The organism is Polynucleobacter alcilacus (assembly GCF_018881545.1).
GTDB lineage: Bacteria > Pseudomonadota > Gammaproteobacteria > Burkholderiales > Burkholderiaceae > Polynucleobacter > Polynucleobacter alcilacus.
The window spans coordinates 1,467,485-1,491,656 of sequence record NZ_JACVQD010000001.1; the positions used below are offsets into that span (position 1 = coordinate 1,467,485).

At 46.4% G+C, this 24,172-nt stretch carries 19 protein-coding genes and 3 pseudogenes; 12 read left to right on the forward strand and 10 right to left on the reverse strand.

The window, feature by feature from the left end:
• Positions 1–82 precede the first annotated feature (82 nt).
• Together obgE and proB are read left to right on the forward strand one after the other, a co-directional pair.
• The gene (gene obgE, locus ICN45_RS07570) at positions 83–1,171 is read left to right on the forward strand and encodes a GTPase ObgE (protein ID WP_216175013.1); all 1,089 of its coding nucleotides are present in this window, start codon (positions 83–85) and stop codon (positions 1,169–1,171) included.
• Positions 1,172–1,185: 14 nt separating this feature from the next.
• A pseudogene (gene proB / locus ICN45_RS07575) lies at positions 1,186–1,956 on the forward strand (glutamate 5-kinase); the annotation flags it as partial.
• An 8-nt stretch (positions 1,957–1,964) separates the two neighbouring features.
• Here the strand turns inward: proB and ICN45_RS07580 are convergent.
• Together ICN45_RS07580 and ICN45_RS07585 are read right to left on the reverse strand one after the other, a co-directional pair.
• Complete coding sequence (locus tag ICN45_RS07580; protein WP_216175016.1) at positions 1,965–2,537, reverse strand: CNP1-like family protein; 573 nt, start codon at positions 2,535–2,537, stop codon at positions 1,965–1,967.
• Positions 2,534–3,133 carry an RNA pyrophosphohydrolase gene (locus tag ICN45_RS07585; RefSeq protein WP_216175018.1) on the reverse strand — a complete coding sequence of 200 codons (600 nt, stop codon included), beginning with the start codon at positions 3,131–3,133 and terminating at the stop codon, positions 2,534–2,536. The genes ICN45_RS07580 and ICN45_RS07585 overlap by 4 nt, the downstream gene beginning before the upstream one ends.
• A 48-nt stretch (positions 3,134–3,181) precedes the next feature.
• On the opposite strand from ICN45_RS07585, the gene ICN45_RS07590 reads away from it, so the two are divergent.
• On the forward strand, positions 3,182–4,924 hold the full coding sequence (locus tag ICN45_RS07590) for a proline--tRNA ligase (protein ID WP_216175020.1): 1,743 nt from the start codon (positions 3,182–3,184) through the stop codon (positions 4,922–4,924).
• 19 nt (positions 4,925–4,943) lie between these two features.
• Here ICN45_RS07590 and ffh read toward each other — a convergent pair whose 3' ends face one another.
• The gene (ffh, locus tag ICN45_RS07595; RefSeq protein WP_216175022.1) at positions 4,944–6,326 is read right to left on the reverse strand and encodes a signal recognition particle protein; all 1,383 of its coding nucleotides are present in this window, start codon (positions 6,324–6,326) and stop codon (positions 4,944–4,946) included.
• A gap of 20 nt (positions 6,327–6,346) precedes the next feature.
• On the opposite strand from ffh, the gene ICN45_RS07600 reads away from it, so the two are divergent.
• The 5 genes and pseudogenes from ICN45_RS07600 to ICN45_RS10355 form a co-directional block, all read left to right on the forward strand.
• Positions 6,347–7,195: a cytochrome C assembly family protein gene (locus ICN45_RS07600; RefSeq protein ID WP_216175024.1), complete on the forward strand. Its 849-nt coding sequence runs from the start codon at positions 6,347–6,349 to the stop codon at positions 7,193–7,195.
• A 21-nt stretch (positions 7,196–7,216) separates the two neighbouring features.
• Entirely contained in the window at positions 7,217–8,017 is an 801-nt protein-coding gene (gene ampD / locus ICN45_RS07605) for a 1,6-anhydro-N-acetylmuramyl-L-alanine amidase AmpD (protein WP_255531168.1), read from the forward strand.
• 330 nt (positions 8,018–8,347) lie between these two features.
• Positions 8,348–11,272 carry a ribonucleoside-diphosphate reductase subunit alpha gene (locus ICN45_RS07610; RefSeq protein ID WP_439650796.1) on the forward strand — a complete coding sequence of 975 codons (2,925 nt, stop codon included), beginning with the start codon at positions 8,348–8,350 and terminating at the stop codon, positions 11,270–11,272.
• Positions 11,273–11,317: 45 nt separating this feature from the next.
• Positions 11,318–12,502, forward strand: a complete 1,185-nt coding sequence (locus ICN45_RS07615; protein ID WP_216175028.1) for a ribonucleotide-diphosphate reductase subunit beta — start codon at positions 11,318–11,320, stop codon at positions 12,500–12,502.
• Positions 12,503–12,842: 340 nt separating this feature from the next.
• Positions 12,843–13,234: pseudogene (locus tag ICN45_RS10355) on the forward strand (histone); the annotation flags it as partial.
• A gap of 99 nt (positions 13,235–13,333) precedes the next feature.
• Here ICN45_RS10355 and ICN45_RS07625 read toward each other — a convergent pair.
• The 7 genes and pseudogenes from ICN45_RS07625 to ICN45_RS07650 all read right to left on the reverse strand — a co-directional run bounded on the left by ICN45_RS07625 (position 13,334) and on the right by ICN45_RS07650 (position 19,052).
• Entirely contained in the window at positions 13,334–14,293 is a 960-nt protein-coding gene (locus ICN45_RS07625) for a carbohydrate kinase family protein (protein ID WP_216175030.1), read from the reverse strand.
• 68 nt (positions 14,294–14,361) lie between these two features.
• Positions 14,362–14,877 (reverse strand): DUF3426 domain-containing protein, encoded by a 516-nt coding sequence (locus ICN45_RS10425; protein WP_500797056.1) that lies wholly within the window; start codon positions 14,875–14,877, stop codon positions 14,362–14,364.
• A 105-nt stretch (positions 14,878–14,982) separates the two neighbouring features.
• A pseudogene (gene prmA / locus ICN45_RS10430) lies at positions 14,983–15,903 on the reverse strand (50S ribosomal protein L11 methyltransferase); the annotation flags it as partial.
• Between the two features lie 16 nt (positions 15,904–15,919).
• Complete coding sequence (accC, locus tag ICN45_RS07635) at positions 15,920–17,284, reverse strand: acetyl-CoA carboxylase biotin carboxylase subunit (RefSeq protein ID WP_216175034.1); 1,365 nt, start codon at positions 17,282–17,284, stop codon at positions 15,920–15,922.
• A 44-nt stretch (positions 17,285–17,328) separates the two neighbouring features.
• Positions 17,329–17,790, reverse strand: coding sequence for an acetyl-CoA carboxylase biotin carboxyl carrier protein (gene accB, locus ICN45_RS07640; RefSeq protein WP_216175036.1), 462 nt, complete (start codon positions 17,788–17,790; stop codon positions 17,329–17,331).
• A gap of 36 nt (positions 17,791–17,826) precedes the next feature.
• Entirely contained in the window at positions 17,827–18,276 is a 450-nt protein-coding gene (gene aroQ, locus ICN45_RS07645; RefSeq protein WP_216175038.1) for a type II 3-dehydroquinate dehydratase, read from the reverse strand.
• Positions 18,277–18,524: 248 nt separating this feature from the next.
• Positions 18,525–19,052: a TlpA family protein disulfide reductase gene (locus tag ICN45_RS07650; protein WP_216175040.1), complete on the reverse strand. Its 528-nt coding sequence runs from the start codon at positions 19,050–19,052 to the stop codon at positions 18,525–18,527.
• Between the two features lie 26 nt (positions 19,053–19,078).
• Here ICN45_RS07650 and mpl point away from each other — a divergent pair, with 26 nt between their 5' ends.
• From mpl to ICN45_RS07670, 4 genes are read left to right on the forward strand one after another with little or no spacing between them, the layout of a single operon-like run.
• Positions 19,079–20,476 (forward strand): UDP-N-acetylmuramate:L-alanyl-gamma-D-glutamyl-meso-diaminopimelate ligase, encoded by a 1,398-nt coding sequence (gene mpl / locus ICN45_RS07655; RefSeq protein ID WP_216175042.1) that lies wholly within the window; start codon positions 19,079–19,081, stop codon positions 20,474–20,476.
• 22 nt (positions 20,477–20,498) lie between these two features.
• On the forward strand, positions 20,499–21,233 hold the full coding sequence (gene fabG, locus ICN45_RS07660) for a 3-oxoacyl-ACP reductase FabG (RefSeq protein ID WP_216175044.1): 735 nt from the start codon (positions 20,499–20,501) through the stop codon (positions 21,231–21,233).
• Between the two features lie 2 nt (positions 21,234–21,235).
• Positions 21,236–23,278, forward strand: coding sequence for a ribonuclease catalytic domain-containing protein (locus ICN45_RS07665; RefSeq protein ID WP_216175046.1), 2,043 nt, complete (start codon positions 21,236–21,238; stop codon positions 23,276–23,278).
• The gene (locus ICN45_RS07670; protein WP_255531121.1) at positions 23,265–24,140 is read left to right on the forward strand and encodes an energy transducer TonB family protein; all 876 of its coding nucleotides are present in this window, start codon (positions 23,265–23,267) and stop codon (positions 24,138–24,140) included. Before ICN45_RS07665 ends, ICN45_RS07670 begins: the two co-directional genes overlap by 14 nt.
• Positions 24,141–24,172 lie beyond the last annotated feature (32 nt).

Below are 24,172 nucleotides of genomic sequence, written 5' to 3' on the forward strand. Positions count from 1 at the left end.
CTGACTGAGACACGTTTGATTCAGATTGATTCCGAATTTAACCCTTAGGAACAGGCCTCGCTAAGCGAGGCCTTTTTTATTTATGAAATTTATAGACGAAGCACGTATTGAAGTGATTGCCGGCCAAGGTGGCGCCGGAAGCGCTTCTATGCGCCGCGAAAAGTTTATTGAGTTCGGTGGACCTGACGGTGGCGATGGCGGAAAGGGCGGAAGCGTCTGGGCTATTGCTGATCGCAATATCAATACCTTAATTGATTACCGTTATGCCAAAACACACACCGCCAAAAATGGTGAACCTGGTCGAGGTGCAGATTGTTATGGTCGTGCCGGTGACGATATTGAATTGCGTATGCCGGTCGGCACAATAATTGCCGACTATGACACAGGTGAGCCAATCGCTGATTTAACTACTCATGGTGAGCGTCTTTGCTTGGCACAAGGGGGTGTTGGGGGGTGGGGCAATATTCACTTTAAGAGCAGTACGAACAGGGCGCCACGTCAAAAGACGAATGGCAAAGAAGGCGAACGTCGCAAGCTGAAACTGGAATTGAAGGTTTTAGCAGACGTAGGCTTGTTAGGCATGCCTAATGCTGGTAAATCCACTTTGATTACGGCTGTATCGAATGCGCGTCCGAAGATTGCTGATTACCCTTTTACAACTCTGCATCCCAATTTAGGTGTTGTGCGTGTCGGTAACGAACGCAGCTTTGTGATTGCGGATATTCCCGGCTTGATTGAAGGCGCTGCCGAAGGTGCTGGTTTAGGCCATCGATTTTTACGCCACCTACAAAGAACGGGTGTACTTTTGCATTTAGTCGACGTTGCTCCATTTGATGAAAACGTAGACCCAGTAGCTGATGCCAATGCCATCGTTAATGAGTTGCGCAAGTACGATGAAGCTTTAGTTGAGAAACCACGTTGGTTGGTACTGAATAAAGTAGACATGATTCCCGAGGAAGACCGGCAAAAGGTAGTGACTGACTTTGTGAAAAAGTTCAAGTGGAAGGGCCCTGTTTTTGAGATCTCCGCTTTAACTGGCCTTGGCTGCGATAAACTGTGCTATTCCTTGCAAGATTATTTGGATTCGGTGCGTCGTGATCGGGATGATGCTGAGGAACGTGCTGCGGATCCACGTTATCAAGATCAATCTGACGATAAACAAGCAGATTAAATTTGCTATTTGCTATGAACGATAAACAAACAAAACGAATAGTGGTCAAAGTAGGATCTAGTCTTGTCACCAATAATGGTGAAGGTCTGGATCACGCTGCTATTGCGAGGTGGGCTGAACAAATGGCTACCTTATTGACTGCTGGACATGAGGTTTTGATGGTTAGCTCTGGTGCAATTGCGGAAGGTATGCAACGTTTAGGGTGGACTAAGCGGCCTCAAGAAATTCATCAACTTCAAGCAGCTGCAGCAGTCGGGCAAATGGGACTGGTTCAAGTTTATGAAAGTTGTTTTGCCCGTTTTAATTTGCGTAGTGCTCAGATTCTGTTGACAAACTCCGATTTGGCTAATGCAGAACGCAATGCCAATGCCAAGGCTACCTTAGATACCTTGTTACAGTTGAGCGTTGTTCCAATCATTAATGAGAACGATACAGTAGTTACCGACGAGATTAAGTTTGGCGATAACGATAATCTTGCAGCTTTAGTAGTAAATTTAATTCATGCTGATTTATTAATTATTTTGACCGATCAAGGTGGTTTATACACCGCCGATCCTCGCCAAAACTCCGAGGCAATGTTATTAAGTCATGCGACTGCTGGCGATCCTGCTTTGGAAAAAATGGCAGGTGGCGCTGGTAGTGAGCTCAGCAAGGGTGGCATGCTCACTAAAGTAATGGCGGCTAAATTAGCATCTCAGACTGGAGCCAGTACCATAATCGCTTCGGGGCATGAGTCTGATGTTATTACTCGCCTCCTGAGTGGCGAGTTAATAGGCACGCGCCTTGACTTACTTTAGTAGCCGATGACCACACCCATGGAGTTGCTGGGTTTAGTGTCACCAGTAAAGGTATTGGGATTTAAAGATTTCAACACCGAATTCATACTTTTTTCTTGATTATTAAAATTGCATAGTGCCCCAGAGGCAAGTGCTGCTTGATATCGATTAGCGACTTTGGTATTGATGGTATTCCATGAACTCAGTGGATTTTTAACCCACTTGGTGTTCTCAAAATTACCATATAACTTCCATTGATATGAGTCACAACGAATGCCCTCATACTGGGCCTGCTCACCCCCGCTTGGATTTGTCATTACAACAATGTAACGTGTCACACCATCTGCTCCTATCAAAATCGAACTGGTGTCAATGGCGAATTTAAAAACAGTAGTTTGAGAAACATAAAAGGGCTGAAGGGTTGATTTATTTGGAGGGTCAAGGGGCATTTCAGTAGAGCCTTCCTTGAAGATCATTGGTGCAAATGGGTCTAAACCACTTTGCATGGGGTCTCCTGCGCAAGAAATGATCATGCTAGCTATTGAAATGCCAATTGCATAGGCGCTAATTTTGCGTAATGAGGCATTCATTTTTCTTTATCCGATGTTGGGGTTGAATTGTTTTGCTCTTGATTGCCTTCATAAAACGACTGGAATACATCAAGTGGGCTACCCCAAGCGAGCTGTTGCAGGCGGAGTCCGCGAGAAAGATATCTAGCTAGTTCAGACAGTGCTAATTGATAAACATCCCGCTTGAAGTCAATCACAGCATCCAATTGAATCCAGAAGGGCACCCAGCGCCAAGCATCAAATTCCGGGTGCTCAGAGGCGCGTAACTGAATATCGCTATCTAAGCCAACCAGGCGCAATAGAAACCAGATCTGTTTTTGACCTCGATAGGCCGTGCGGTGGATGCGGGTTGCATTTTGACGGCGCAAATACTCCTCAGGGACGTCATAACGAAGCCAATCCCTAGTCCGTCCAATAATTTGGACATGTTCTGGCAGCAAGCCAACTTCCTCCTGCAATTCGCGGTACATCGCCTGCTCAGGGCTCTCGCCATGCTGAATTCCACCCTGTGGGAACTGCCACGAATGCTGCCCAACGCGTTTTCCCCAGAAAACCTCGTTATGGCTATTGAGGAGGACAATGCCGACATTGGGGCGATACCCTTCACGGTCAAGCATGATCGTGCCTCAAATCCTTTAAAATCAACGATTTGATTATATCCATACATGAAAGCTTCACAATCATTTCTCGCAACGCTCAAAGAAGCCCCCTCTGACGCTGAGGTGGTTTCGCACAAACTCATGGTGCGGGCTGGTTTAATTCGCAAGCTGAGTGCTGGCATCTATAACTATTTGCCACTGGGTTTGAAAGTAATTCGCAAGGTGGAAAACATCATTCGCGAAGAAATGAATCGTGCTGGTGCAATTGAGCTGCTCATGCCGATGATTCAACCTGCGGAGCTTTGGCAAGAAACAGGTCGTTGGGAAAAGATGGGACCTGAACTATTACGCATCAAAGATCGCCATGATCGCGACTTTTTAATTCAGCCAACTTCAGAAGAGGTAGTGACTGATTTGGCACGTAATGAGATTAAGAGTTATAAGCAGTTACCGATCAATTTTTATCAGATCCAAACGAAGTTTCGCGATGAGCGCCGCCCTCGTTTTGGAATCATGCGTGGTCGTGAATTCATTATGAAAGATGCTTACTCATTCGATCGAGATACTGAAGGTTTAAAGAAGTCCTATCAAATCATGTTTGATGCCTACACTCGTATCTTCAAGCGTATGGGGCTTAAGTTCCGTGCAGTCACAGCAGATAATGGCGCTATTGGTGGCTCTGGTAGTCAGGAGTTTCATGTGATCGCCGATACTGGTGAAGACGCGATTGTGTATTGTCCAAGCTCAGACTACGCAGCTAATTTAGAAGCAGCCGAATCTTTGGCATTGATAGCCGCAAGAGCTGCAGCGAATAACGCTATGGCTAAGGTTCCAACACCAGACAAGACTAATTGCGCAGAGGTTGCGAAGTTCTTAGCTATTCCTATTGAATCAACAGTGAAGTCATTGTTGTTAGCAGTTGATCAAGAAAAAGGCCCAGCCAAACTCTTTATGTTGCTAGTGCGTGGTGATCATGAGCTCAACGAAGTGAAGGCGAGTAAAGTTCCCGGTATGACTGAATCTCGCTTTGCTACTGAAGCAGAAATTAAGCAAGCTTGTAATGCACCCGCTGGTTATCTGGGGCCTGTTGGTGTGAGTGCTAATGTCACAGTGGTCGCTGATCGTACGGTTGCCAATATGGCAGATTTTGTTTGCGGCGCGAATGATGCAGGGCATCACTTGACTGGTGTCAATTGGGGCCGTGATTTACCTGAGCCTTTAGTGTTAGATATTCGCAATGCAGTGATTGGTGATCCTTCTCCAGATGGAAAAGGGGTGGTGGATATCTGCCGTGGTATTGAAGTTGGCCATGTATTCCAACTGGGAACGCGCTATTCTGAAGCAATGCGATGCACTTACTTAGACCAACAAGGCAAAGCACAGCCGATGGTCATGGGTTGTTATGGCATTGGGGTTACTCGTCTGCTTGGCGCAGCGATTGAACAAGGGCATGATGAGCGCGGTATTATTTGGCCAATCTCAATGGCGCCATTTGAAGTGGTGATTTGTCCAATGGGTTACGATAAATCTGAGCAAGTAAAGCTAGCCTGCGATCAACTCCATGATGAGTTGCTTGCTGCTGGCATCGATGTGATTTTAGACGATCGTAATGAGCGCCCAGGGGCGATGTTTGCCGATTGGGAATTAATTGGCGCACCATTCCGCGTAGTGATTGGGGATCGCGGTCTGGCAGATTCTCAAGTGGAATTTAAAGGTCGTACTGATGCTGAGTCTGAAAATATTCCACTGGCTGAAATCAAAGCAAAAGTGATTGCGGCTGTTCAAGCTGCCAAAAACGCAATTAGTTAATTCAAGTTAGTCTTGAAGTTCATTTCTTAAAGAGCCCGCCAATACCTTTGGTGGCTCCTTTCGCAGCCATGGTTGCCATAGTGCGCGCCATTTTTCCACCTTTGAATTGCTTCATCATGGTTTGCATTTGTTCGAATTGAGCAAGTAGGCGGTTGACCTCTTGAACCTCGACGCCAGCCCCTGCCGCAATGCGACGTTTGCGACTGGCTTTGAGGAGCTCTGGTTTGCTACGTTCGCGTGGGGTCATGCTGTCAATAATGCCGCGCATGCGGGTGGTTTGTTTGTCAGCATTACTCAGGTTGGTTTTGGATGCCGCTTGAGCGACTTGATTCGGAAGTTTATCCATCAAGCTTGCCATGCCACCCATCTTTTGCATTTGCATGAGTTGATCCCGAAAATCTCCGAGATCAAACCCACCCTTTGAAATTTTGCTTGCCAGCTTTTCAGCTTTGGCAACATCAACATGTTGCTGCGCTTGTTCAACCAAGGCCAGAATATCGCCCATGCCCAAAATGCGGTTAGCCATGCGCACGGCATCAAAGGCCTCAAGGCCATCCATTTTTTCGGCCACACCAATAAACTTGAGCGGTACTCCTGTTACCTGGCGAACAGAAAGGGCTGCACCACCGCGGGAATCACCATCTAACTTCGTTAGGATGATGCCGGTAAGGGGTAGGGCCTCATGGAAGGCTTTTGCGGTGTTGACGGCATCCTGGCCCAGCATGGCGTCCACTACAAATAAGGTTTCAATCGGATTTAAGCTTGCATGTAAGGTTTTAATTTCTTGCATGAGTGCTTCATCAATACCCAAACGACCTGCGGTATCTACTATTACTACATCAAAATAATGACGGCGTGCCCAGTCTAGAGCTGCTAGAGCGATATCGTTTGGTTTTTGATTGATGTTGCTCGGAAAAAATTCCGCACCAACCTGCTTGGTAACCGTTTCTAGCTGCTCGATAGCGGCTGGACGATATACGTCACAAGAAACAGTCAGAACCTTCTTTTTCTTTTTTTCTTGCAACCACTTTGCTAGCTTGCCAACGGAGGTAGTTTTACCCGCACCTTGCAAACCTGCCATCAAAATGACCGCGGGAGGCTGGGTTGCTAAATTCAGCTCGCCACTTTGCTGAGTGTCGCCCATCATGACTTGGGCAAGTTCACGCTGAACTACAGCAACCAGGGCTTGACCAGGGCTAAGGCTGCCAACCACTTCTTCGCCAAGGGCTTTAAATTTAATTTGTTCTAGTAGTGACTTCACTACTGGTAGCGCTACGTCGGCCTCCAGTAAGGCCAAACGGATCTCCCGCAGCATTTCTGCGGTGTTGGCTTCAGTAAGCCGGGCTTGTCCCCGCATTGTTTTCACAACACGGGATAGACGGTCGGTGAGGTTCTCTAGCATTTATCGATTAGACTTTCCAGATGGATATTTTAGGTTACTCAAGTTCGGGTTGGCTCCCTTCCGCGCTTTACTTGATTCTTTTGCTCATTTTGGGCTCAAGAGCTAAGGGTAGCGTGGAGTCTCCCTTGTACGCTGGGCTTATACAGGTAGGCATTTTCTTGGCTTTATTGGTGCATGCCATTGAGCTGCATGACTCAGTCTTCACTTCTGAAGGGTTTGTCTTTGGCTTTGCCCAAGATTTATCGCTCATTGCCTGGGTTGGACTTGCCTTTTACTGGTTTCAGTCTTGGTTTATGCCCATTTCCAGTTTGCGTTGGATGGCTTTGCTGTTTGCCTTTGCTTGCACCTTGTTGCCAAATCTATTTCCAGGAACCTTAATCTCACCTAAGGCAGTTGCTGACCCATGGTTCAAGGGACACTTTATTGTGGCAACCATTTCAGTTGGCCTGTTGAGTTTGGCGGCTATGCACGCCATGCTGATGAGCGTGCAGGATCGCGCATTACACCGTCAATTAGCCATTGTCCCCAATAGTCGTATCGCCCATTGGCTCGAAGACTTGCCACCGTTAATGACAATGGAAAGCCTGCTATTTAATTTGCTTTACGTTGGTTTTGCGCTTTTGAGCTTAACGGTGTTCTCTGGTTTGTTGTTTTCTCAAGCGCTATTTGGAAAGCCTTTGGTCTTTGATCACAAAACGATTTTTGCATTAGTTTCTTGGTTCTTATTTGCAGGCTTACTAATCGCGCGTTGGCGAGTGGGCTTGCGCGGCAGAGCTGCGATTCGTTGGGTATTAAGCGCATACACTGCTTTACTTTTGGCTTATGTCGGCAGTCGTTTCGTGCTGGAAGTAATCCTTCAGAGAGTATGACCCTTGCTTAAGTGGATTCTATTGTTTTTAGGTGTTGGTGTTTTTTACCTTTGGTTTAAGGGTCAGAAGCAACTCAAAACTAAACAAAAAAATATGGTCAAGCCCAATGCCAATAAGGCTCCAGCAGCGGTAAAGCCGCAAACAATGGTTCAATGTCAATATTGCAAAGTTCATCTACCTCAAGCAGATGCGATGGTAAATGATGGACGCTTTTATTGTTCAAAAGAGCATCTTCAAGCGCTGGATGAGCGGGGCTGGATCGGTTCTGCGTCTTGGCGTGTCTCCCCTAATCAAGATGTTAGATTGGAAAATATGCAGCCTGACTTACTTGTTATTCATCACATCAGTCTTCCGCCGGGTGAATTTAAAAACCAAGACTCTAGTCGCCATATTGTGGATTTTTTTCAAAATACACTTGATCCTAATAAGCATCCGTATTTTGCTGAAATAGCAGACCAAAAAGTTTCCAGTCATTTTCTGATTACTCGCACAGGTGAATTAGTTCAGTTTGTACCGACCCAAAATAGAGCCTGGCACGCAGGCTCATCCTCATTTATGGGCAGGGAAAAGTGCAATAATTTTTCTATCGGCGTTGAATTAGAAGGGGATGGCAATACTCCTTTTACTGAGACTCAGTACAAATCATTAACTCAACTAGTTCAAAAATTATTAAGTAGTTATCCAAATCTTCAATTTGCAGGGCATAGCGATATCGCGCCCGATCGAAAAACAGACCCAGGAAAATATTTTGATTGGGAAAGGTTCCAAAAAGAGACGGCTATTGCGCCAGAAAAAATGCCTTACGGCGTGGTTTCACGCTAGAGAAAATGGTTTCATGTGAGCATATGCTCACTTGTTTAGCCTTTTACTTAAAAGGTCTAAAAATTCAGCACCAACTTGACCTTAAAAAAAGATGAAAACCTAGTGAAAGTACTGACAAAAATTTGTCATAAATAACTTACAAAAGACTGAATATTTCCCTATACTTAGTACCCAATGCAGTTAATGACACTAGATGTAGTGTTTAAACCCCGTAATACCCTATTGTTTTTTAACGATAATTTGTCCAAATAACTATATATAAGCAGGAGCAACATGACATACGCAAATCCACTAACGGCAGGCCAGCCAACTGGAGCGAATAACCCAGGAATGGGTCCTGCGGGGGAGATCAATCAAGCCCCTTCTGCTGGTTTTGTGGCTGGTGGTGTTGGTGGCACGCAGGCAACACAATTGTCTGACTACAAAATTATTCGCCGTAATGGCTCTGTTGTTGCATTTGAGCCATCCAAAATTGCCATTGCAGTAACCAAAGCATTTTTAGCGGTTAATGGTGGCCAGGGAGCTGCCTCTGCACGCGTGCGTGAGCAGGTTGAACAATTAACCAATTCCGTTGTGCGTGCTTTATTGCGTAGCCGTCCAAATGGGGGCACTTTCCATATTGAGGATATTCAAGACCAAGTTGAATTGGCTTTGATGCGCAGTGGCGAGCACAACGTTGCCCGCGCCTATGTGCTCTATCGTGAAAAACGGAATCAAGAGCGTGCGGCTCAACAAGAATCATCTCAAGATACTCAAGTAGCTAATCAAGCTGGTGAATCTGGTATCAAGGTTACCGATGAGGGCCAAGAGAAGTGGCTTGATATGGCTGCTTTGCGCACAGTGATAGAAGCAGCTTGTGAAGGCTTGGGTAATCAAATCGATGCCACGCCAATCATTACTGAAACTATCAAGAATTTGTACGATGGTGTACCAATGGCTCAAGTTTATGACTCAGCTATCTTGGCTTCCCGTACCTTGATTGAAAAAGATCCTGCTTACAGCCAGGCAACAGCCCGCATCTTGATGCATGTGATTCGGAAAGAAATTTTGGGCCATGAGGTATTGCAAGGCAATATGCAGGCTGAATACGGTACTTACTTTGCGAAATACATCAACGAAGGTATTGCTGCTGAGTTATTAGATCCACGGATGCGTGAATTTGACTTGCCACGTTTGGCTGCAGCATTAAATGCTAGCCGTGACTTGCAGTTCAACTATCTTGGTTTGCAAACCTTGTATGACCGCTACTTCTTGCACATTGAAGAGCGTCGTATTGAGATGCCACAGGCTTTCTTTATGCGTGTGGCAATGGGCTTGTCTTTAAATGAGCTTGACCGTGAGCGGCGTGCGATTGAATTCTATGAAATCCTTTCAACATTCGATTTCATGTCCAGCACGCCTACATTATTCAACTCAGCGACAACACGTCCACAGCTCTCAAGCTGCTATTTGACGACTGTAGATGATGACCTTGATGGTATCTACGAAGCATTAAAAGAGAATGCGCTGTTATCGAAGTTTGCCGGTGGTTTGGGTAACGATTGGACAAACGTTCGCGCACTAGGAAGTCATATCAAAGGTACCAACGGTAAATCCCAGGGCGTCGTGCCATTCTTAAAAGTGGTGAACGACACTGCGGTTGCCGTGAATCAGGGTGGCAAGCGCAAGGGTGCTGTTTGCGCCTATTTGGAAACATGGCATTTAGATATTGAAGAATTCTTGGAGTTGCGCAAGAACACTGGTGATGACCGTCGTCGTACCCATGATATGAACACCTCCAACTGGATTCCTGACTTGTTTATGAAGCGCGTCATGGAAAATGGCGATTGGACTTTGTTCTCCCCATCCAATACCCCTGACTTGCATGACAAGTACGGTAAGGCCTTCGAAGAAGCTTATGTAGCCTATGAGCAAAAAGCAGACCGTGGTGAGTTAAAGCCATTCCGCAGGATCCCCGCACAGCAGTTATGGCGCAAGATGCTTGGCATGTTGTTTGAAACAGGTCATCCTTGGATTACGTTTAAAGATCCTTGTAACATTCGTAGCCCACAACAGCACGTTGGGGTGGTTCACTCTTCTAATTTGTGCACAGAGATCACTCTGAACACGAACGAGACCGAGATTGCCGTATGTAACTTGGGTTCTGTGAACTTAACAGCGCATATGACTACCGACGCTAGTGGCAAGATGATTTTGGACCACGAGAAGCTCCAGAAGACTGTACGCACTGCAATGCGTATGCTCGACAACGTCATCGACATTAACTACTACGCTGTTGTAAAAGCACGCAACTCTAATCTGAAGCATCGTCCAGTTGGTATGGGCATTATGGGCTTCCAGGACTGCTTGCATATGCAGCGCATTCCTTACGCTAGCGACGAAGCTGTGAAATTTGCGGATTCCTCTATGGAAGCAGTTTGCTACTACGCTTACCAAGCTTCATGCGAATTGGCAGAAGAGCGGGGCGTTTATAGCACTTACAAAGGTTCTTTATGGGACCGAGGCATCCTTCCACAAGATTCAGTGGCGTTGTTGGCAGCTGAGCGCGGCGGTTATCTAGAGGTAGACAACTCTTCCGCAATGGATTGGAGTGGTTTACGTGCTCGCATCAAGCAACATGGCATGCGTAACTCCAATTGTGTAGCGATTGCCCCAACTGCAACGATTTCGAACATCATCGGCGTTTCTGCTTGTATCGAACCAACATTCCAGAACCTGTTTGTGAAATCAAACCTTTCTGGTGAGTTCACAGTGGTGAACGAGTACCTGGTGCGTGATTTGAAGGATCGCGGCCTTTGGGATGAAGTAATGATTGCCGATTTGAAGTACTTTGATGGTACTTTGTCGAAGATCGATCGTATTCCACAGGATTTGCGAGATTTGTACGCGACTGCCTTTGAAGTTGAGCCAAGCTGGTTGGTTGAGGCTGCTTCCCGTCGTCAGAAGTGGATTGACCAAGCACAGTCCTTGAATATCTACATGGGCGGTGCATCTGGTAAGAAATTGGATGACACTTATAAATTAGCCTGGTTGCGTGGTTTGAAGACAACCTACTACCTCCGCACTATGGCCGCAACGCACGTTGAGAAGTCGACTGTTACTAGCGGCCAGCTGAATTCCGTTTCTAGCGGTGGCGGTGTTAATGGTACCGACGCAGCTGCTGCAAGTGCTGCTGGCGGAGTTGAAGCTGACGGCCCGGTTTGCACAATGCGTCCAGGCGATGCTGGTTTCGAAGAATGTGAAGCTTGCCAATAAGCGATTTGCTTATTGGCTAGAAATAGAAGAATTGAGGAGAGAGTTATGTTGAATTGGGATGAGGAAGTTGCTCCAGCACTAACGAAAGCTGCCTTTGTACCGCAGCCGCTTGCAGTGGAGCCACAACGTCCGCAGCCAGATCAAGTTGCGATGGCAGCACAAACCGTAGCGCCTGCGCCGGTAGAGGTCGCCAATTTATCTGGTGGCGTAGCCTTGCGTGTGAATGCAGCTGATAAGCGCGTTATTAATGCCAAGACTGACGTGAATCAGTTGGTACCATTTAAATATAAGTGGGCGTGGGAGAAGTATTTAGCTGGTTGCGCAAACCATTGGATGCCACAAGAGATCAATATGAACCGCGATATTGCGCTTTGGAAGGATCCGAATGGTTTAACAGAGGATGAGCGCCGCATTATTAAACGCAACCTCGGTTTCTTTACCACTGCCGATTCGTTGGCGGCCAACAATATTGTTTTGGGTACTTACCGCCACATTACTGCGCCAGAGTGCCGTCAATACCTATTACGTCAGGCTTTTGAAGAGGCAATTCATACCCATGCATACCAATATATTGTGGAATCCTTGGGCTTAGACCAGAGTGAAATCTTCAATGCGTATCACGAGATTGACTCGATTCGCGCTAAAGATGAGTTCTTAATTCCTTACATTGATGTGCTTACTAATCCAAATTTTAAGACTGGCACATTAGAAACTGACCAAACATTACTGCGTTCGCTCATCGTTTTTGCCTGCGTAATGGAAGGATTATTCTTTTATGTTGGTTTTACGCAAATACTTGCAATGGGTCGTCAAAACAAAATGACGGGTGCTGCTGAGCAGTATCAATACATCCTTCGCGACGAGTCAATGCACTGTAATTTTGGCATCGATTTAATTAATCAAATTAAGCTGGAGAACCCGCAGTTATGGACTTCCGCGTTCAAAGACGAGATCAAATCGATCTTCGAAAAAGCGGTCGAATTAGAGTACCGTTATGCCGAAGATACGATGCCTCGAGGAGTGCTCGGATTGAACGCTCCGATGTTCAAAGGGTACCTAAGATACATCTGTAATCGCAGATGTTTGCAAATAGGACTTGACGCGATGTTCCCAAATGAAGAGAATCCATTTCCATGGATGTCAGAAATGATTGATCTGAAAAAAGAACGAAACTTTTTTGAGACACGCGTTATTGAGTATCAAACCGGTGGTGCGCTGAATTGGGAGTAACAAAGTAATAAGAAAGCGCACAACTGGCTAAATAGGAGATTAGACGGTTGGATAGTTTTAGAAGTCAGCAAAACCAGACTCAAATCCGAAAACCCTTGTTTAAGGGTGCCTGTACTATTCCCTCAATTTTTTCCAGCATATTTAAGAAGCCGTTACCTTTTGGGGTCACGGCTTTTTTTCCAAGATTCATTAGCGTGCAGCACTTAGCATCAAGCCGCGCGCCGATGAATGGCTCGCTCGTCAGATCCAAGTGGTTGCAAAACCAGGCGGAAATGAATGGTCGGGTCTTCTTAATCGGAAGTTTGTACTAATCCTCACGTGAAGGAGCAATACTATGGCAATCGCCAAGAAAAAACCTGCTGCAAAAAAACCAGCTGCTAAGAAAAAAGTAGCTGCTAAGAAACCAGCTGCTAAAAAAGTAGCTAAAAAGAAGCCTGCCGCTAAGAAGCGTCCAGCTGCTAAAAAAGCTGCCGCTAAAAAGCGTCCTGCTGCTAAAAAGCGTCCTGCTGCTAAGAAGCGCCCAGCTGCTAAAAAAGCTGCCGCAAAGAAGCCAGCCGCTAAAAAGCGTCCAGCTGCTAAAAAGCGTCCAGCTGCAAAAAAAAAGTAATTAAGCCTACTGCGAAGAAAGCGGGCCCTGCTGTAAAAAAGCCCGCGGCTAAGAAAGCTGCACCAGCGACTAGTGCGTTGAATCCTGCTGCTGCTTGGCCCTTCCCAACTGGCACACGTCCTTAACAGACGGGTGTTACTCGAAGGGGTCTCTCACGAGACCCCTTTTTTATTGCTTACTTTTTGTTGATAGTTTGGGCAAAAGCCCACAGAGAGTGATCCGGGCTAGAAACTGAAGCCAAACGCGGATTTGAATTGAACTGCTATCTCATCTTTGCTTAATTGGTGATTTTGTGGTCCTTGGTGGGTAATTTTGATTGAACCCAACAAACTTGCTAGGCGACCAGTAATTTCCCAATCCATGTCGCTCTCCAATCCAAAAAGCAATCCACCGCGGAAAGCATCGCCACATCCTGTTGGGTCTACTACTCTTGCTGCTGGTACTGGTGGAATGGCAATGCACTTACCACCAGAATAGATATCTGCGCCTTCAGCACCTTTAGTAACAATCAATGCCTTTACACGCTCAGCTACTTTTGTCAGGGTAAGCCCCGTTCTTTGGGCGAGCATTTCTCCCTCATAGTCATTGACAGCTAAATAACTCGCGATATCAACCAGCTCAAGGAGCTCGGGACCATTAAACATGGGTAAGCCTTGGCCGGGATCAAAAATAAAGGGAATGTTCGCATCGGCTAATTGATGACAGTGATCCCACATTCCTTGGCGACCATCTGGGGCCACGATCCCTAACTTAGCTGAGCCCTTGCTGTTTTTACTGCGCTCCGCTACTACTGCAGAAACTTTATTTAAGTGTGATTCACCCATGGCACCAGGATGAAATGCGGTGATTTGATTATTGGCTTGATCAGTGGTGATCATGGCCTGCGCAGTAAATGCTTCATCGATTTGACGAATGTGGCTAGCGTCGATATTCAGTTCTTTTAGACGATTTAGGTAAGGGGCTGCATCACCACCAACAGTGGCCATGATGATGGGATCGCCGCCTAAAAGGTTCAGGTTGTAAGCAATATTGCCAGCGCAACCACCAAACTCTCGGCGCATTGTGGGGACTAAAAAGGCGACGTTCAGAATGTGGATCTGCTCAGGCAAGATTTGATCAGCGAATTTGCCTTCAAAGTTCATGATGGTGTCGTAGGCGATAGAGCCACAGATCAAGCTAGCCATGTATTACTTTCTGTAAATAGTGAAAACGAATAAAAGTGAATAATAGTAAGAATAAAGCTCAAGCGAATTTAGGGTTGCGTTTGGGGGTAAAACACCCTCACTCGAAAGCCTGCAGCATTTGCTGGCAACGAAAGAGGTAAATCAGTTTGGATTTGTTCGCCTGAGGCAATGCCGTTACGTAAAAAATCAGTATGAGATTCTTGCCAGGTGATAGGTAGCCATTCTTTTGGTGTTAATTGGATTGATTTGATCTCAGACTCTTCTGCATCAGTAAGAGAAATTTCTAAATTAGGAGCTAAAACAGCAAGCGCAAGACGATTTTGTATTGCAACTTGTAGTATCGATTGATTTGTGGGGCTTTTAAGCCCCTCTCGCGCGTTTTCAGGAGATAGGGTGGCAGAAGTTATTTTCCAAGCAGAAAAATCCCTCACAGGGCGATTGAAGCATCCTAGTGCACTACATAATTTCTCATCAACCCGCTGTAATGCAGAAAATGCAGTGACTGCAAAAGCATTCGATGTGCCATCAACACGTGGAGCTAGTGATGGAAGCAGTGTATTTCTGGAGAGGTGCTCTGCAAACACAAGAAGTAAGACTAAAAAAAAGCTAAGTAGTGCTAACCGAATTCTTTTTTTTTGCGCAGGTGCAGCAAAACGAGTCTCTTTAGTACTCCACCACTCTTTACTGAGAGTGCCATGCAGGCAAACCCAACCTTCACTTTCTTTCCAGACGGAGAGTTCTAGCCATTGGCTATAGGTCGCCATCACCTCTTCGGCCTGACGAGCCAACACTCCAGAGAGAACAATCTGACCGCCTAAACGCATTTTATTAACCAATGCGGGAGCAAGCACTTGCAGTGGATTCGCCAGAATATTGGCCATCACAATGTCATATTTAGTTTCTGCAGCAAGTTCTTGCGCATCTTCGTTAGGCAGAACGAACTGAATCTCGGTGTGATTAATTTCTGCATTGCTGCGCGCTGCTACCATCGCTTGCGGGTCGATATCGGTACCAATCACTGGTTTGCAGCCCAATTTGGCCGCTGCAATGGCCAAGATTCCTGAGCCACATCCGTAGTCAAGCAGGCTTTGATTGTGAAGCCCAGAATGTTCTTCCAGCCAAAGTAAACATAAGTGGGTAGTTGGATGACTGCCAGTACCAAAAGCCAAACCTGGATCGACTGCTAAACAAATAGCGTTTGGATCGCTTGGGGCTTCGTGCCAAGATGGAACCACCCAAATGCGTTTTCCAATCTGAATCGGGGCAAACTGACTTTGGGTAAGCCGCACCCAATCTTGCTCTTCAACAATGTTTTCTTGTGGCGTAGATAAGTGAAAGCCAGACTCTTTTAGGGAGGTCAATAACTCTGGAATAAATTCTGCGCTAGCAGAAGCATCTATCTCTGGATTAAAGAGGGCGGTAACCGAAGATCTATCCCATGCTTGAACTTCTGGAGACAGGCCAGGCTCTCCATACAAGGGGTTTTCATCGTATCCACCGGCAGCATCATCTTCTACGGTGACGGAAAGGGCGCCCAATTCCAACAGCACATCACCTAAAGGTTCTGCAGTTTCAGCCGCTACCGTGAATACGAGTTCACGATAAGACATAAGGCACTCGCATGAATTAAGGTTTTCCGCGACTAGCGGCTTGCTCTTCTAGCCGATGCTCTAGGTAATGAATGCTGGTACCACCTTCTATGAAGTTCGGATCCAACATGAGTTCACGGTGCAAAGGTACGTTAGTCGTAATGCCATCAATGACCATCTCTGAGAGAGCAATTTGCATGCGGCGGATCGCTTGTTCGCGAGTATTGCCGTAAGAGATTAACTTACCAATCATCGAGTCATAATTTGAAGGCACAACATAGCCACTGTAGGCATGTGAATCCACACGAATTCCGGGGCCACCTGGCATATGGAAGGACCCTATTTTGCCTGGGCTTGGAGTGAACTTGAAAGGATCTTCCGCATTTAAGCGGCATTCAATGGCATGCCCACGGAACACAATGTCTTTTTGGCGATAGGCTAGTTTCAGGCCAGCAGCAATCCGAATCTGTTCTTGAACGATATCGACACCAGTAATCATTTCAGTTACAGGGTGTTCAACCTGAACGCGGGTATTCATCTCGATAAAGAAGAACTCGTTATTCTCATAAAGAAACTCAAAGGTTCCTGCACCACGGTAGCCAATCCTACGGCAGGCTTCTGCACAGCGCTCGCCAATCTTCGCAATCAAGCGACGATCAATACCAGGTGCGGGCGCTTCTTCAATAACTTTTTGATGGCGACGCTGCATTGAGCAGTCACGTTCGCCTAACCAGATTGCGCTGCCATGCGTATCCGCCAGAATTTGAATCTCTACGTGGCGAGGTTTTTCTAAAAACTTCTCCATATAGACTTCTGGATTACCAAAAGCACGTCCCGCTTCTTCACGCGTCATATTGACGGCATTTAGGAGTGCGGCTTCTGTGTGCACAACACGCATGCCACGTCCACCACCGCCACCAGCGGCTTTGATGATGACTGGATACCCTACTTTTTTAGCCGTAGCAATAATTTCTTTTGGGTCATCGGGTAAGGCGCCCTCAGAACCGGGCACGCAAGGCACACCCGCTTTAATCATGGCGCGTTTTGCGGATACCTTGTCGCCCATCAGGCGAATTGATGCTGCAGTCGGTCCAATGAAGGCAAAGCCTGATTTTTCAACGCGTTCAGCAAAGTCAGCATTCTCAGAGAGGAAGCCATAGCCGGGGTGAATTGCTTCAGCATCGGTTACTTCAGCAGCCGAAATAATGGCTGGCATATTGAGATAGCTTAACGGCGATGGAGCAGGTCCTATACATACTGCTTCATCAGCGAGCTTTACATATTTGGCTTCTTTATCTGCAGTGGAGTAGACCACTACAGTTTTAATTCCTAACTCGCGGCAGGCCCGCTGGATGCGGAGAGCAATTTCCCCCCGATTGGCAATCAGAATCTTATCGAACATGGCAGCTCTAAGTTAAGTAAAAATGGATTAGAGGGCTTGATGAATTAAGCAATGATGAACAGAGGTTGATCAAACTCGACCCCTTGACCATTTTCACAAAGAATCTCTTTAATTACGCCAGCTTGTTCGGATTCAATCTCATTGAGCAACTTCATGGCTTCAATAATGCAAAGTGTTTGGCCTACTTTTACCGTATCACCAATATTGACAAAGTTTGGTGACTCTGGATTTGCCGCGCGATAGAAAGTACCAACCATCGGAGAGCGTGCAACAAAACCGGTATCAGTACTTAGTGTCTCAGTACTTGAGGGAGCAGACTCTGGATTGGTGGCCGGCGGAGCTTGCATAATTGGTGCTGGTTGAGTTGCATAAACCACTTGCCCAGTTGGCGCTGAAGATCCGGCATTAACAATGCGAACACGGTCTTCACCTTCATTAACCTCTAATTCAGAAATGCCCGACTCAGAGACTAGGTCGATCAAGGTTTTTAATTTTCTCAGATCCATGCGAGTACTTCCTCTCTTGTAATTCTTTAATGAAGCTTATTTTTGTAGACGGGCAATAGCTGCTTGCAGCGCCAATTCATAACCGATTGCTCCGAGACCACAGATCACGCCTGTAGCAATATCGGATAAATAGGAATGTTTGCGGAATTCTTCACGCTGGTGAATGTTGGATAGATGGATTTCCACAAAAGGGATTGCCACTCCAGCCAAAACATCACGTAGTGCAACGCTGGTATGGGTAAATGCTCCGGGATTGATGATGATGAAATCAACCCCATCTTGTTTTGCTTTTTGAATGCGATCAATCAGTTCGCCTTCATGATTACTTTGATAGGTACTCAAATCCACAGATTGGGCTTTAGCCAGATCTTCTAACTTTCTATGGATCTCTTCGAGTGTAGTTTTTCCATAAACCTCTGGTTCACGGCTTCCCAATAGATTAAGGTTTGGACCCTGAATTACGAGAATTGAAGCTTTTTTTGACATAGATCCCTATTTTTAGAGGCAGTTAGGAGTTAATTGCTTAATTGGGCTTTAGCTAACCTGGCCATTGATTTACATCAACTGTTAAGGAAGGCAGTATACATTCCTAGCGGGGCTAAAAGATTAAAAACAGATGCAAATGCAGATTTTTCTCTATTTAGGTAGACGAATATCAAAAATAATCCAACTAATTGCCTAAAAGTTAAGCAATTTAAAACAATAGCTTAATTTCTAAAATTCAACAAAATATCTTATAAAGCAGATTTAATTGATTTTCTGAGCTCTTCTTCGTTTATCTTTCCTAATTTTGTGTAGACGGCTTTTCCTTTGGCGCTGATGATCACTGTGTAAGGTAGGGCTCCTTGAGTATTTCCCATTTGTTTTGACAGGCTGCTACCCTCCAGGCCGCCAATCACAATTGGGTAGGAGACAGGGGTGCTTTTCAGGAATTCGCGAATATTAGAGGGTGAATCAATACCGATGCCGACAAATACGACATTTTGCTGCAAAAATTCTTGCTGAAGCAGATCTAAAGTAGGCATTTCCTCGACGCAAGGAGGGCACCAGGAGGCCCAAAAGTTCACCACCAAGACTTTTCCCTGCCATTCAACCGAATTTATGGGCTTTCCATCGGGTGATTGCCAAGCATTGGCAAAAAAGGCTTTGATGGAGGGCTCGCTCGCAAGCCCTGTTTTGGAAATCCACTGCGAAGTAAGGGTGCCCCCAAGCAATGCCAGTAGACTAATTACGACGATGATGAGCCATTGTCTTCGGTTCATTGCAACTCCTTCGCTAAAATTCGCAGATGCATATACATATCTTGGGCATTTGCGGTACTTTCATGGGCGGCATAGCCGCAATTGCTCGGCAGGCCGGACATCGTGTTACTGGTTGCGACGCTAACGTCTATCCGCCAATGAGTACTCAGCTTGAGGCTCAAGGCATCGAACTGATTGAAGGATTTTCACCAGACCAATTATTGCAGTTTGAGACGATGCCTGATTTATTTGTTATCGGAAATGTGGTTTCTCGGGGTAATCTATTGATGGAGGCCATTCTGAATCAAGGTCTGTCTTATATTTCTGGACCGCAGTGGCTAGGCGAACAAGTTTTATACGGTCGACACGTCTTAGCAGTTGCTGGCACGCATGGTAAGACCACCACAGCGGCCATGCTCACATGGATTTTAGAATTGAATGGCTACAAACCAGGTTATTTGATTGGTGGCGTGCCTCTGAATTTCACCGTATCGGCACGCTTAGGTGAGAGTCAATATTTTGTGATTGAAGCTGATGAATACGATACGGCGTTTTTTGATAAGCGCAGTAAGTTTGTTCACTACAGACCCCGCACTGCTTTGCTCAACAATTTGGAATTTGACCATGCCGATATTTTTGCCGATCTCGCGGTAATAGAAACTCAATTCCATCATTTAGTTCGCACCGTACCTAGCGATGGTCTGTTGGTTGTGAATGCTGAGGAGCCTGCTTTGGAGCGGGTAGTCACACGCGGTGCTTGGGCGCCAGTTGAGCGTTTTGGGCACGAAGTTGCAAATGAATGGTCGTTAATTGCTCAAGAAGGAGATGGTTTCATTGTGCGCAAGTCTGGCAAAGAGGTAGCGAATGTGAAGTGGGCTGTAGATTCTGGGGTGATGGGACGCCACAATCAACTCAATGCCTTAGCTGCCATCGCTTCAGCAAATCACATTGGCATTTCTCCTCTAGATTCAGCAAGGGCATTAGCTCAATTTAAGAATGTCAAACGCCGCTTAGAGACAATTGGCGTTGCTAATAACATTACGGTGTATGACGATTTTGCGCATCATCCAACTGCCATTACTACTACGCTAGATGGTTTGCGTCGTCACGTAGGTAATGCCCGAATTTTGGCCATCTTGGAGCCTCGTTCCAATACGATGAAGCTTGGGGTGATGAAAGCCCAATTACCGGCAAGCCTGCAAGCAGCGGATAAGGTATTTGCCTACGGTGCCAACGCTGGTAAAGAATTTTTAGGCTGGGATTTGCAGGAAGTGTTGTCACCACTCAATGCTCAAGAGCAAGCTAAGGCGCAAGCTTTTGATGATCTGGAGGCTTTAGTCAAGGCTGTATCTAAGGAGGCAAAGCCTGGTGATCACATCCTAGTGATGAGTAATGGCGGATTTGGCGGGGTACATCAAAAAATATTACAGGCCATTGCGGTCTAATAGACGTAAATAGAGGGAAAAAATGAGTAACAGATTAAAAGACAAAGTGGCAATCATTACAGGCGCTGCCAAGGGAATTGGCTTTGCCACGGCACAGCGTTTTGGGCAAGAGGGTGCAAAAGTGATCATTGCTGGTATCAATCTTGAGGCTGTAAAAGATGCTGCCGCGCAGGTTCCGAATGCGGAAGCTTATGCAATGGACGTGACTGATCGCGTCAGTATTCAGGCGGTAGTAGATGAAGTAATGCAAAAACATGGCCGCATCGACATCTTGATTAATAACGCTGGTATTACTCAGGATGCGCGTTTAGTAAAGATGACTGAGGCGCAGTTTGATAGCGTGATCGATGTCAATCTAAAAGGGGTTTTCAACTGCACGCAGTTGGTCGTTCCTCATATGCTCGAAGCAGGATCGGGTGCTATCGTTAATGCCTCAAGCGTTGTTGGAATTTACGGTAATTTTGGTCAAACCAATTACTCAGCTACGAAGTTTGGCGTGATTGGTTTTACCAAAACTTGGGCGCGTGAGCTCGGGTCCAAAGGCATTCGCGTAAACGCCGTTTGCCCAGGATTTATTGCGACCGAGATGGTAAAAGCCATGCCAGAAAATATTTTGCAGGATATCGAGAGGCGCAGTTGGCTTGGCAGACTTGGTACCCCTGAAGAAATGGCCAATGTCTATTTATTTCTGGCCAGCGATGAGGCTAGCTACGTCAATGGAGTTGCTTTAGAGGCTAGCGGCGGGATCTCGCTCTAAGTATGAATCTTTTATACGAAGAGGGCGGCGATATCAAAATCGCCACAGTGCAGTCTGCATCTGGTTCGGGCGATACGGAGTCATGGCAAGCAACTAGTCTTTCAGGCAAGAAAATCAAACTAAAGGCGAAGGAAGTTTGGTTGCGCTTTGAAAAACCAGAGGCACAAGCAGTAATGGATGAAGCCAATATCTTATCGAAAGAGATTGATCTACAGTTGCTTTGGGATTGCGCTCCAGATGAAGAGTTTGGTTTGGTTGAGGTGTCGTTGGAATATTTTGGTGCGCAGGCAAGCATTGCACAGCAGCTTGCCTTAGCGATTGCTTTACAAGGTGCCCCAGTATTTTTTCGCCGCAAGGGTCGCGGCCGCTTTCAACGAGCTCCCCTTGAGCAGTTACAGGCAGGGTTGGTTGCATTAGAGCGTAAACAAAAAGAATTAGAGCAGCAGGCCGATTGGCAAAAAGAATTGGTCATAGGCACTTTCCCTGAAGCTCTCAAGTCATCTGCCTCACAACTCTTATTTTCTCCAGATAAAAATACCTCCGCATACAAGGCTTTGAGCGCTGCTTGTACTGAGACAGGTGAATCTCCAGCCCAGCTAATGATTCGTTGTGGTGCGATTGATTCTCCATTGGCCTATCACCAAGGCATGTTTTTAAAGACTCACTTCCCTGGTGGAGCTGCCCACAATGAGGGCATCGGAGTTGACCCAGATGCTTATGCTGCTGCGATTGCAGAACTCTCAATAGCAGAAGTGCAAGCCTTTTCTATCGATGACTCCGGCACTACCGAGATTGATGATGCTTTATCGGTCACGGATTTGCCTGCTGGCGGACATCGAATCGGCATTCATATTGCTGCGCCTGGATTAGCAATTAACAAGGATGATCCTTTGGATCAGGTGGCGCGTAGTCGCATGTCTACCGTATATTTTCCGGGCGACAAAATTACGATGTTGCCTGATTCAGTGATTGAACAGTTTTCCTTGGATGAGGGTGTTGCACGTCCGGCTCTTTCAATCTATGTGGATATTGATGTCGAAGGGGTGCTGGATCGAGAGTCCTTGCAGATGCGTGCCGAGATGGTGCCAATGGTGGCCAATCTCCGACTTGAGGATATTGAGCATCTGGTGAGCGAAGAAAGTCTTGCCGATGAGTCTGCGAGCTATTCGTATCGCAAAGAGTTAGCTATTTTATGGAAAGCCGCAAAACAGCTTCATGCTGGACGACAAGAAAAGCGCATTGCAAATGGACTTCGTGCTGAGCAACTGGGGTTAATTGACCCGAATGCCCTCGCAAGAGACTTTCATTTTCAGATACAAGATCTGGATGGAGCTGTACGTGTGGAGATCGTCCCGCGTCAACGGGGTTCTATTCTCGATACGATTGTTGCGGAGTGGATGATTTTTTGTAATAGTGCTTCTGGTCAATTATTGGCTGATCATGGCTTGCCTGGTCTGTTTAGAACTCAGAAAGGATGGGGTCCTTTGCGCACACGGATGCAAACCACTCCAGGACCTCATGAGGGCCTAGGTTTGGATTACTACGCTTGGTGTACCTCGCCGCTACGGCGCTACTCTGATTTGGTGAACCAGTGGCAACTGATTGCTTTGGCAAAGCATGGTGTTACGGCCAAGATGGTCGCACCATTCCCACCGCGCGATGCCACTCTGATGGGCATTGCTGCTGACTTTGAAGCTTGTTATCAAACTTATGGAGAGTACCAGGATAGATTAGAGAAATACTGGTGCTTGCGTTGGATTTCTCAAGACGGTGACTCTAAGAATGTGTTTGTGTGTCATCTAAAAGAAGGCATGTCTAGACTGGAGTTGATTCCATTGCATCTACCCATTCCAGAGTTGGCCAGCCATCCCCGCATGACGCGTGCTGAAGTAGTAGTTGCCGATATTGATTTATTGCAATTGAGCGCAGCAGTCAGAGTGCTTGAGATTGAAACAAAGATTGAATCGCCTGAGAAAGTCGCTGAAGATGGTCTTATACCTTCGGAGGGCGCCGAAGAAGATGGCAGCGCAAATGAAGTCAAATGAAATGGCCCCGCCTGAAAAATTAGGTAAAGCTATTGCCTACATTCCAAAAACTTGGCGTCGCCATCCTTTTTGGTTGGCGCTGTGCGTATCACTTTTCATTCACGCCCTTTTTCTCTCTATTCGTTGGGGATTTGGTGAGATTCAGAATCGCCGCCTCAACACCCCTTTAAGTGTGGTGCTGGTGAACGCCAGCAACACACTACCACCTAAGCAAGCAAACAAATTAGCGCAAGCTGACTTACAGGGTGGCGGTAAAACAGAGGACCAAGATGCCACTGCTTTGCACCGAGCAAGATTGGGTGCGGAAGCACGTCTTGAAGTCTTAGAGAAGCAACAAAAACAAATGTTGGCCAAACTCGATGAGCAGCGAGCTCGTGCAGGTGGGCGCAAAAGTGGGGAAGAGCAAAAAATTGCCCCTCAACTCAATTCTTTAGAGGCCGAGTTAGCAAAGCGTTTGCAGGTTAATGGACGCGAGCCACGTCGGAAGATATTAACGGGCACCAATACAAAAGCAGTGAGCTTTGCCCATTATTACGATGCCATGCGCCAAAAGATTGAAGCCTATGGGAGCGCTTTTTTCCCTCGAGCCAATGGGCGCCCCTTATATGGCAGCTTAGTGATCGTAGTCAGCGTAGACGCTCAAGGTCGCATTACTAGTAGTGCGCAGGGTAAGGACGGCCTTTCCATTGGTCGCAGCTCCGGTAATCCCGAGTTAGATCGACAGGCGCTGGCAATTGTGCGCGCATCAGCTCCGTTTGGCCCATTTCCTTCTGAGATGCGCAAGCAAATAGACGTGCTCGATTGGATCTCTACTTTTGAGTTCACCCGGGATAGTGCTGACCGCCTCGAGCTAAAGCAATAATTTTTTTGAAATCTATGAATTCGCTTATTCTG

Coding starts and splice junctions, on each gene's coding strand:
- ICN45_RS07580 (WP_216175016.1), bottom strand. CDS start 2,537: ATGAATGCCTCATTACGCAAAATTAGCGCCTATGCAATTGGCATTTCA.
- ICN45_RS07600 (WP_216175024.1), top strand. CDS start 6,347: ATGGATATTTTAGGTTACTCAAGTTCGGGTTGGCTCCCTTCCGCGCTT.
- ICN45_RS07610 (WP_439650796.1), top strand. CDS start 8,348: ATGGGTCCTGCGGGGGAGATCAATCAAGCCCCTTCTGCTGGTTTTGTG.
- ICN45_RS07615 (WP_216175028.1), top strand. CDS start 11,318: ATGTTGAATTGGGATGAGGAAGTTGCTCCAGCACTAACGAAAGCTGCC.
- ffh (WP_216175022.1), bottom strand. CDS start 6,326: ATGCTAGAGAACCTCACCGACCGTCTATCCCGTGTTGTGAAAACAATG.
- ICN45_RS07650 (WP_216175040.1), bottom strand. CDS start 19,052: ATGAACCGAAGACAATGGCTCATCATCGTCGTAATTAGTCTACTGGCA.
- ICN45_RS07665 (WP_216175046.1), top strand. CDS start 21,236: ATGAATCTTTTATACGAAGAGGGCGGCGATATCAAAATCGCCACAGTG.
- obgE (WP_216175013.1), top strand. CDS start 83: ATGAAATTTATAGACGAAGCACGTATTGAAGTGATTGCCGGCCAAGGT.
- ICN45_RS07590 (WP_216175020.1), top strand. CDS start 3,182: ATGAAAGCTTCACAATCATTTCTCGCAACGCTCAAAGAAGCCCCCTCT.
- aroQ (WP_216175038.1), bottom strand. CDS start 18,276: ATGTCAAAAAAAGCTTCAATTCTCGTAATTCAGGGTCCAAACCTTAAT.
- accB (WP_216175036.1), bottom strand. CDS start 17,790: ATGGATCTGAGAAAATTAAAAACCTTGATCGACCTAGTCTCTGAGTCG.
- fabG (WP_216175044.1), top strand. CDS start 20,499: ATGAGTAACAGATTAAAAGACAAAGTGGCAATCATTACAGGCGCTGCC.
- ICN45_RS07625 (WP_216175030.1), bottom strand. CDS start 14,293: ATGGCTAGCTTGATCTGTGGCTCTATCGCCTACGACACCATCATGAAC.
- mpl (WP_216175042.1), top strand. CDS start 19,079: ATGCATATACATATCTTGGGCATTTGCGGTACTTTCATGGGCGGCATA.
- ICN45_RS07670 (WP_255531121.1), top strand. CDS start 23,265: ATGAAGTCAAATGAAATGGCCCCGCCTGAAAAATTAGGTAAAGCTATT.
- ICN45_RS07585 (WP_216175018.1), bottom strand. CDS start 3,133: ATGCTTGACCGTGAAGGGTATCGCCCCAATGTCGGCATTGTCCTCCTC.
- accC (WP_216175034.1), bottom strand. CDS start 17,284: ATGTTCGATAAGATTCTGATTGCCAATCGGGGGGAAATTGCTCTCCGC.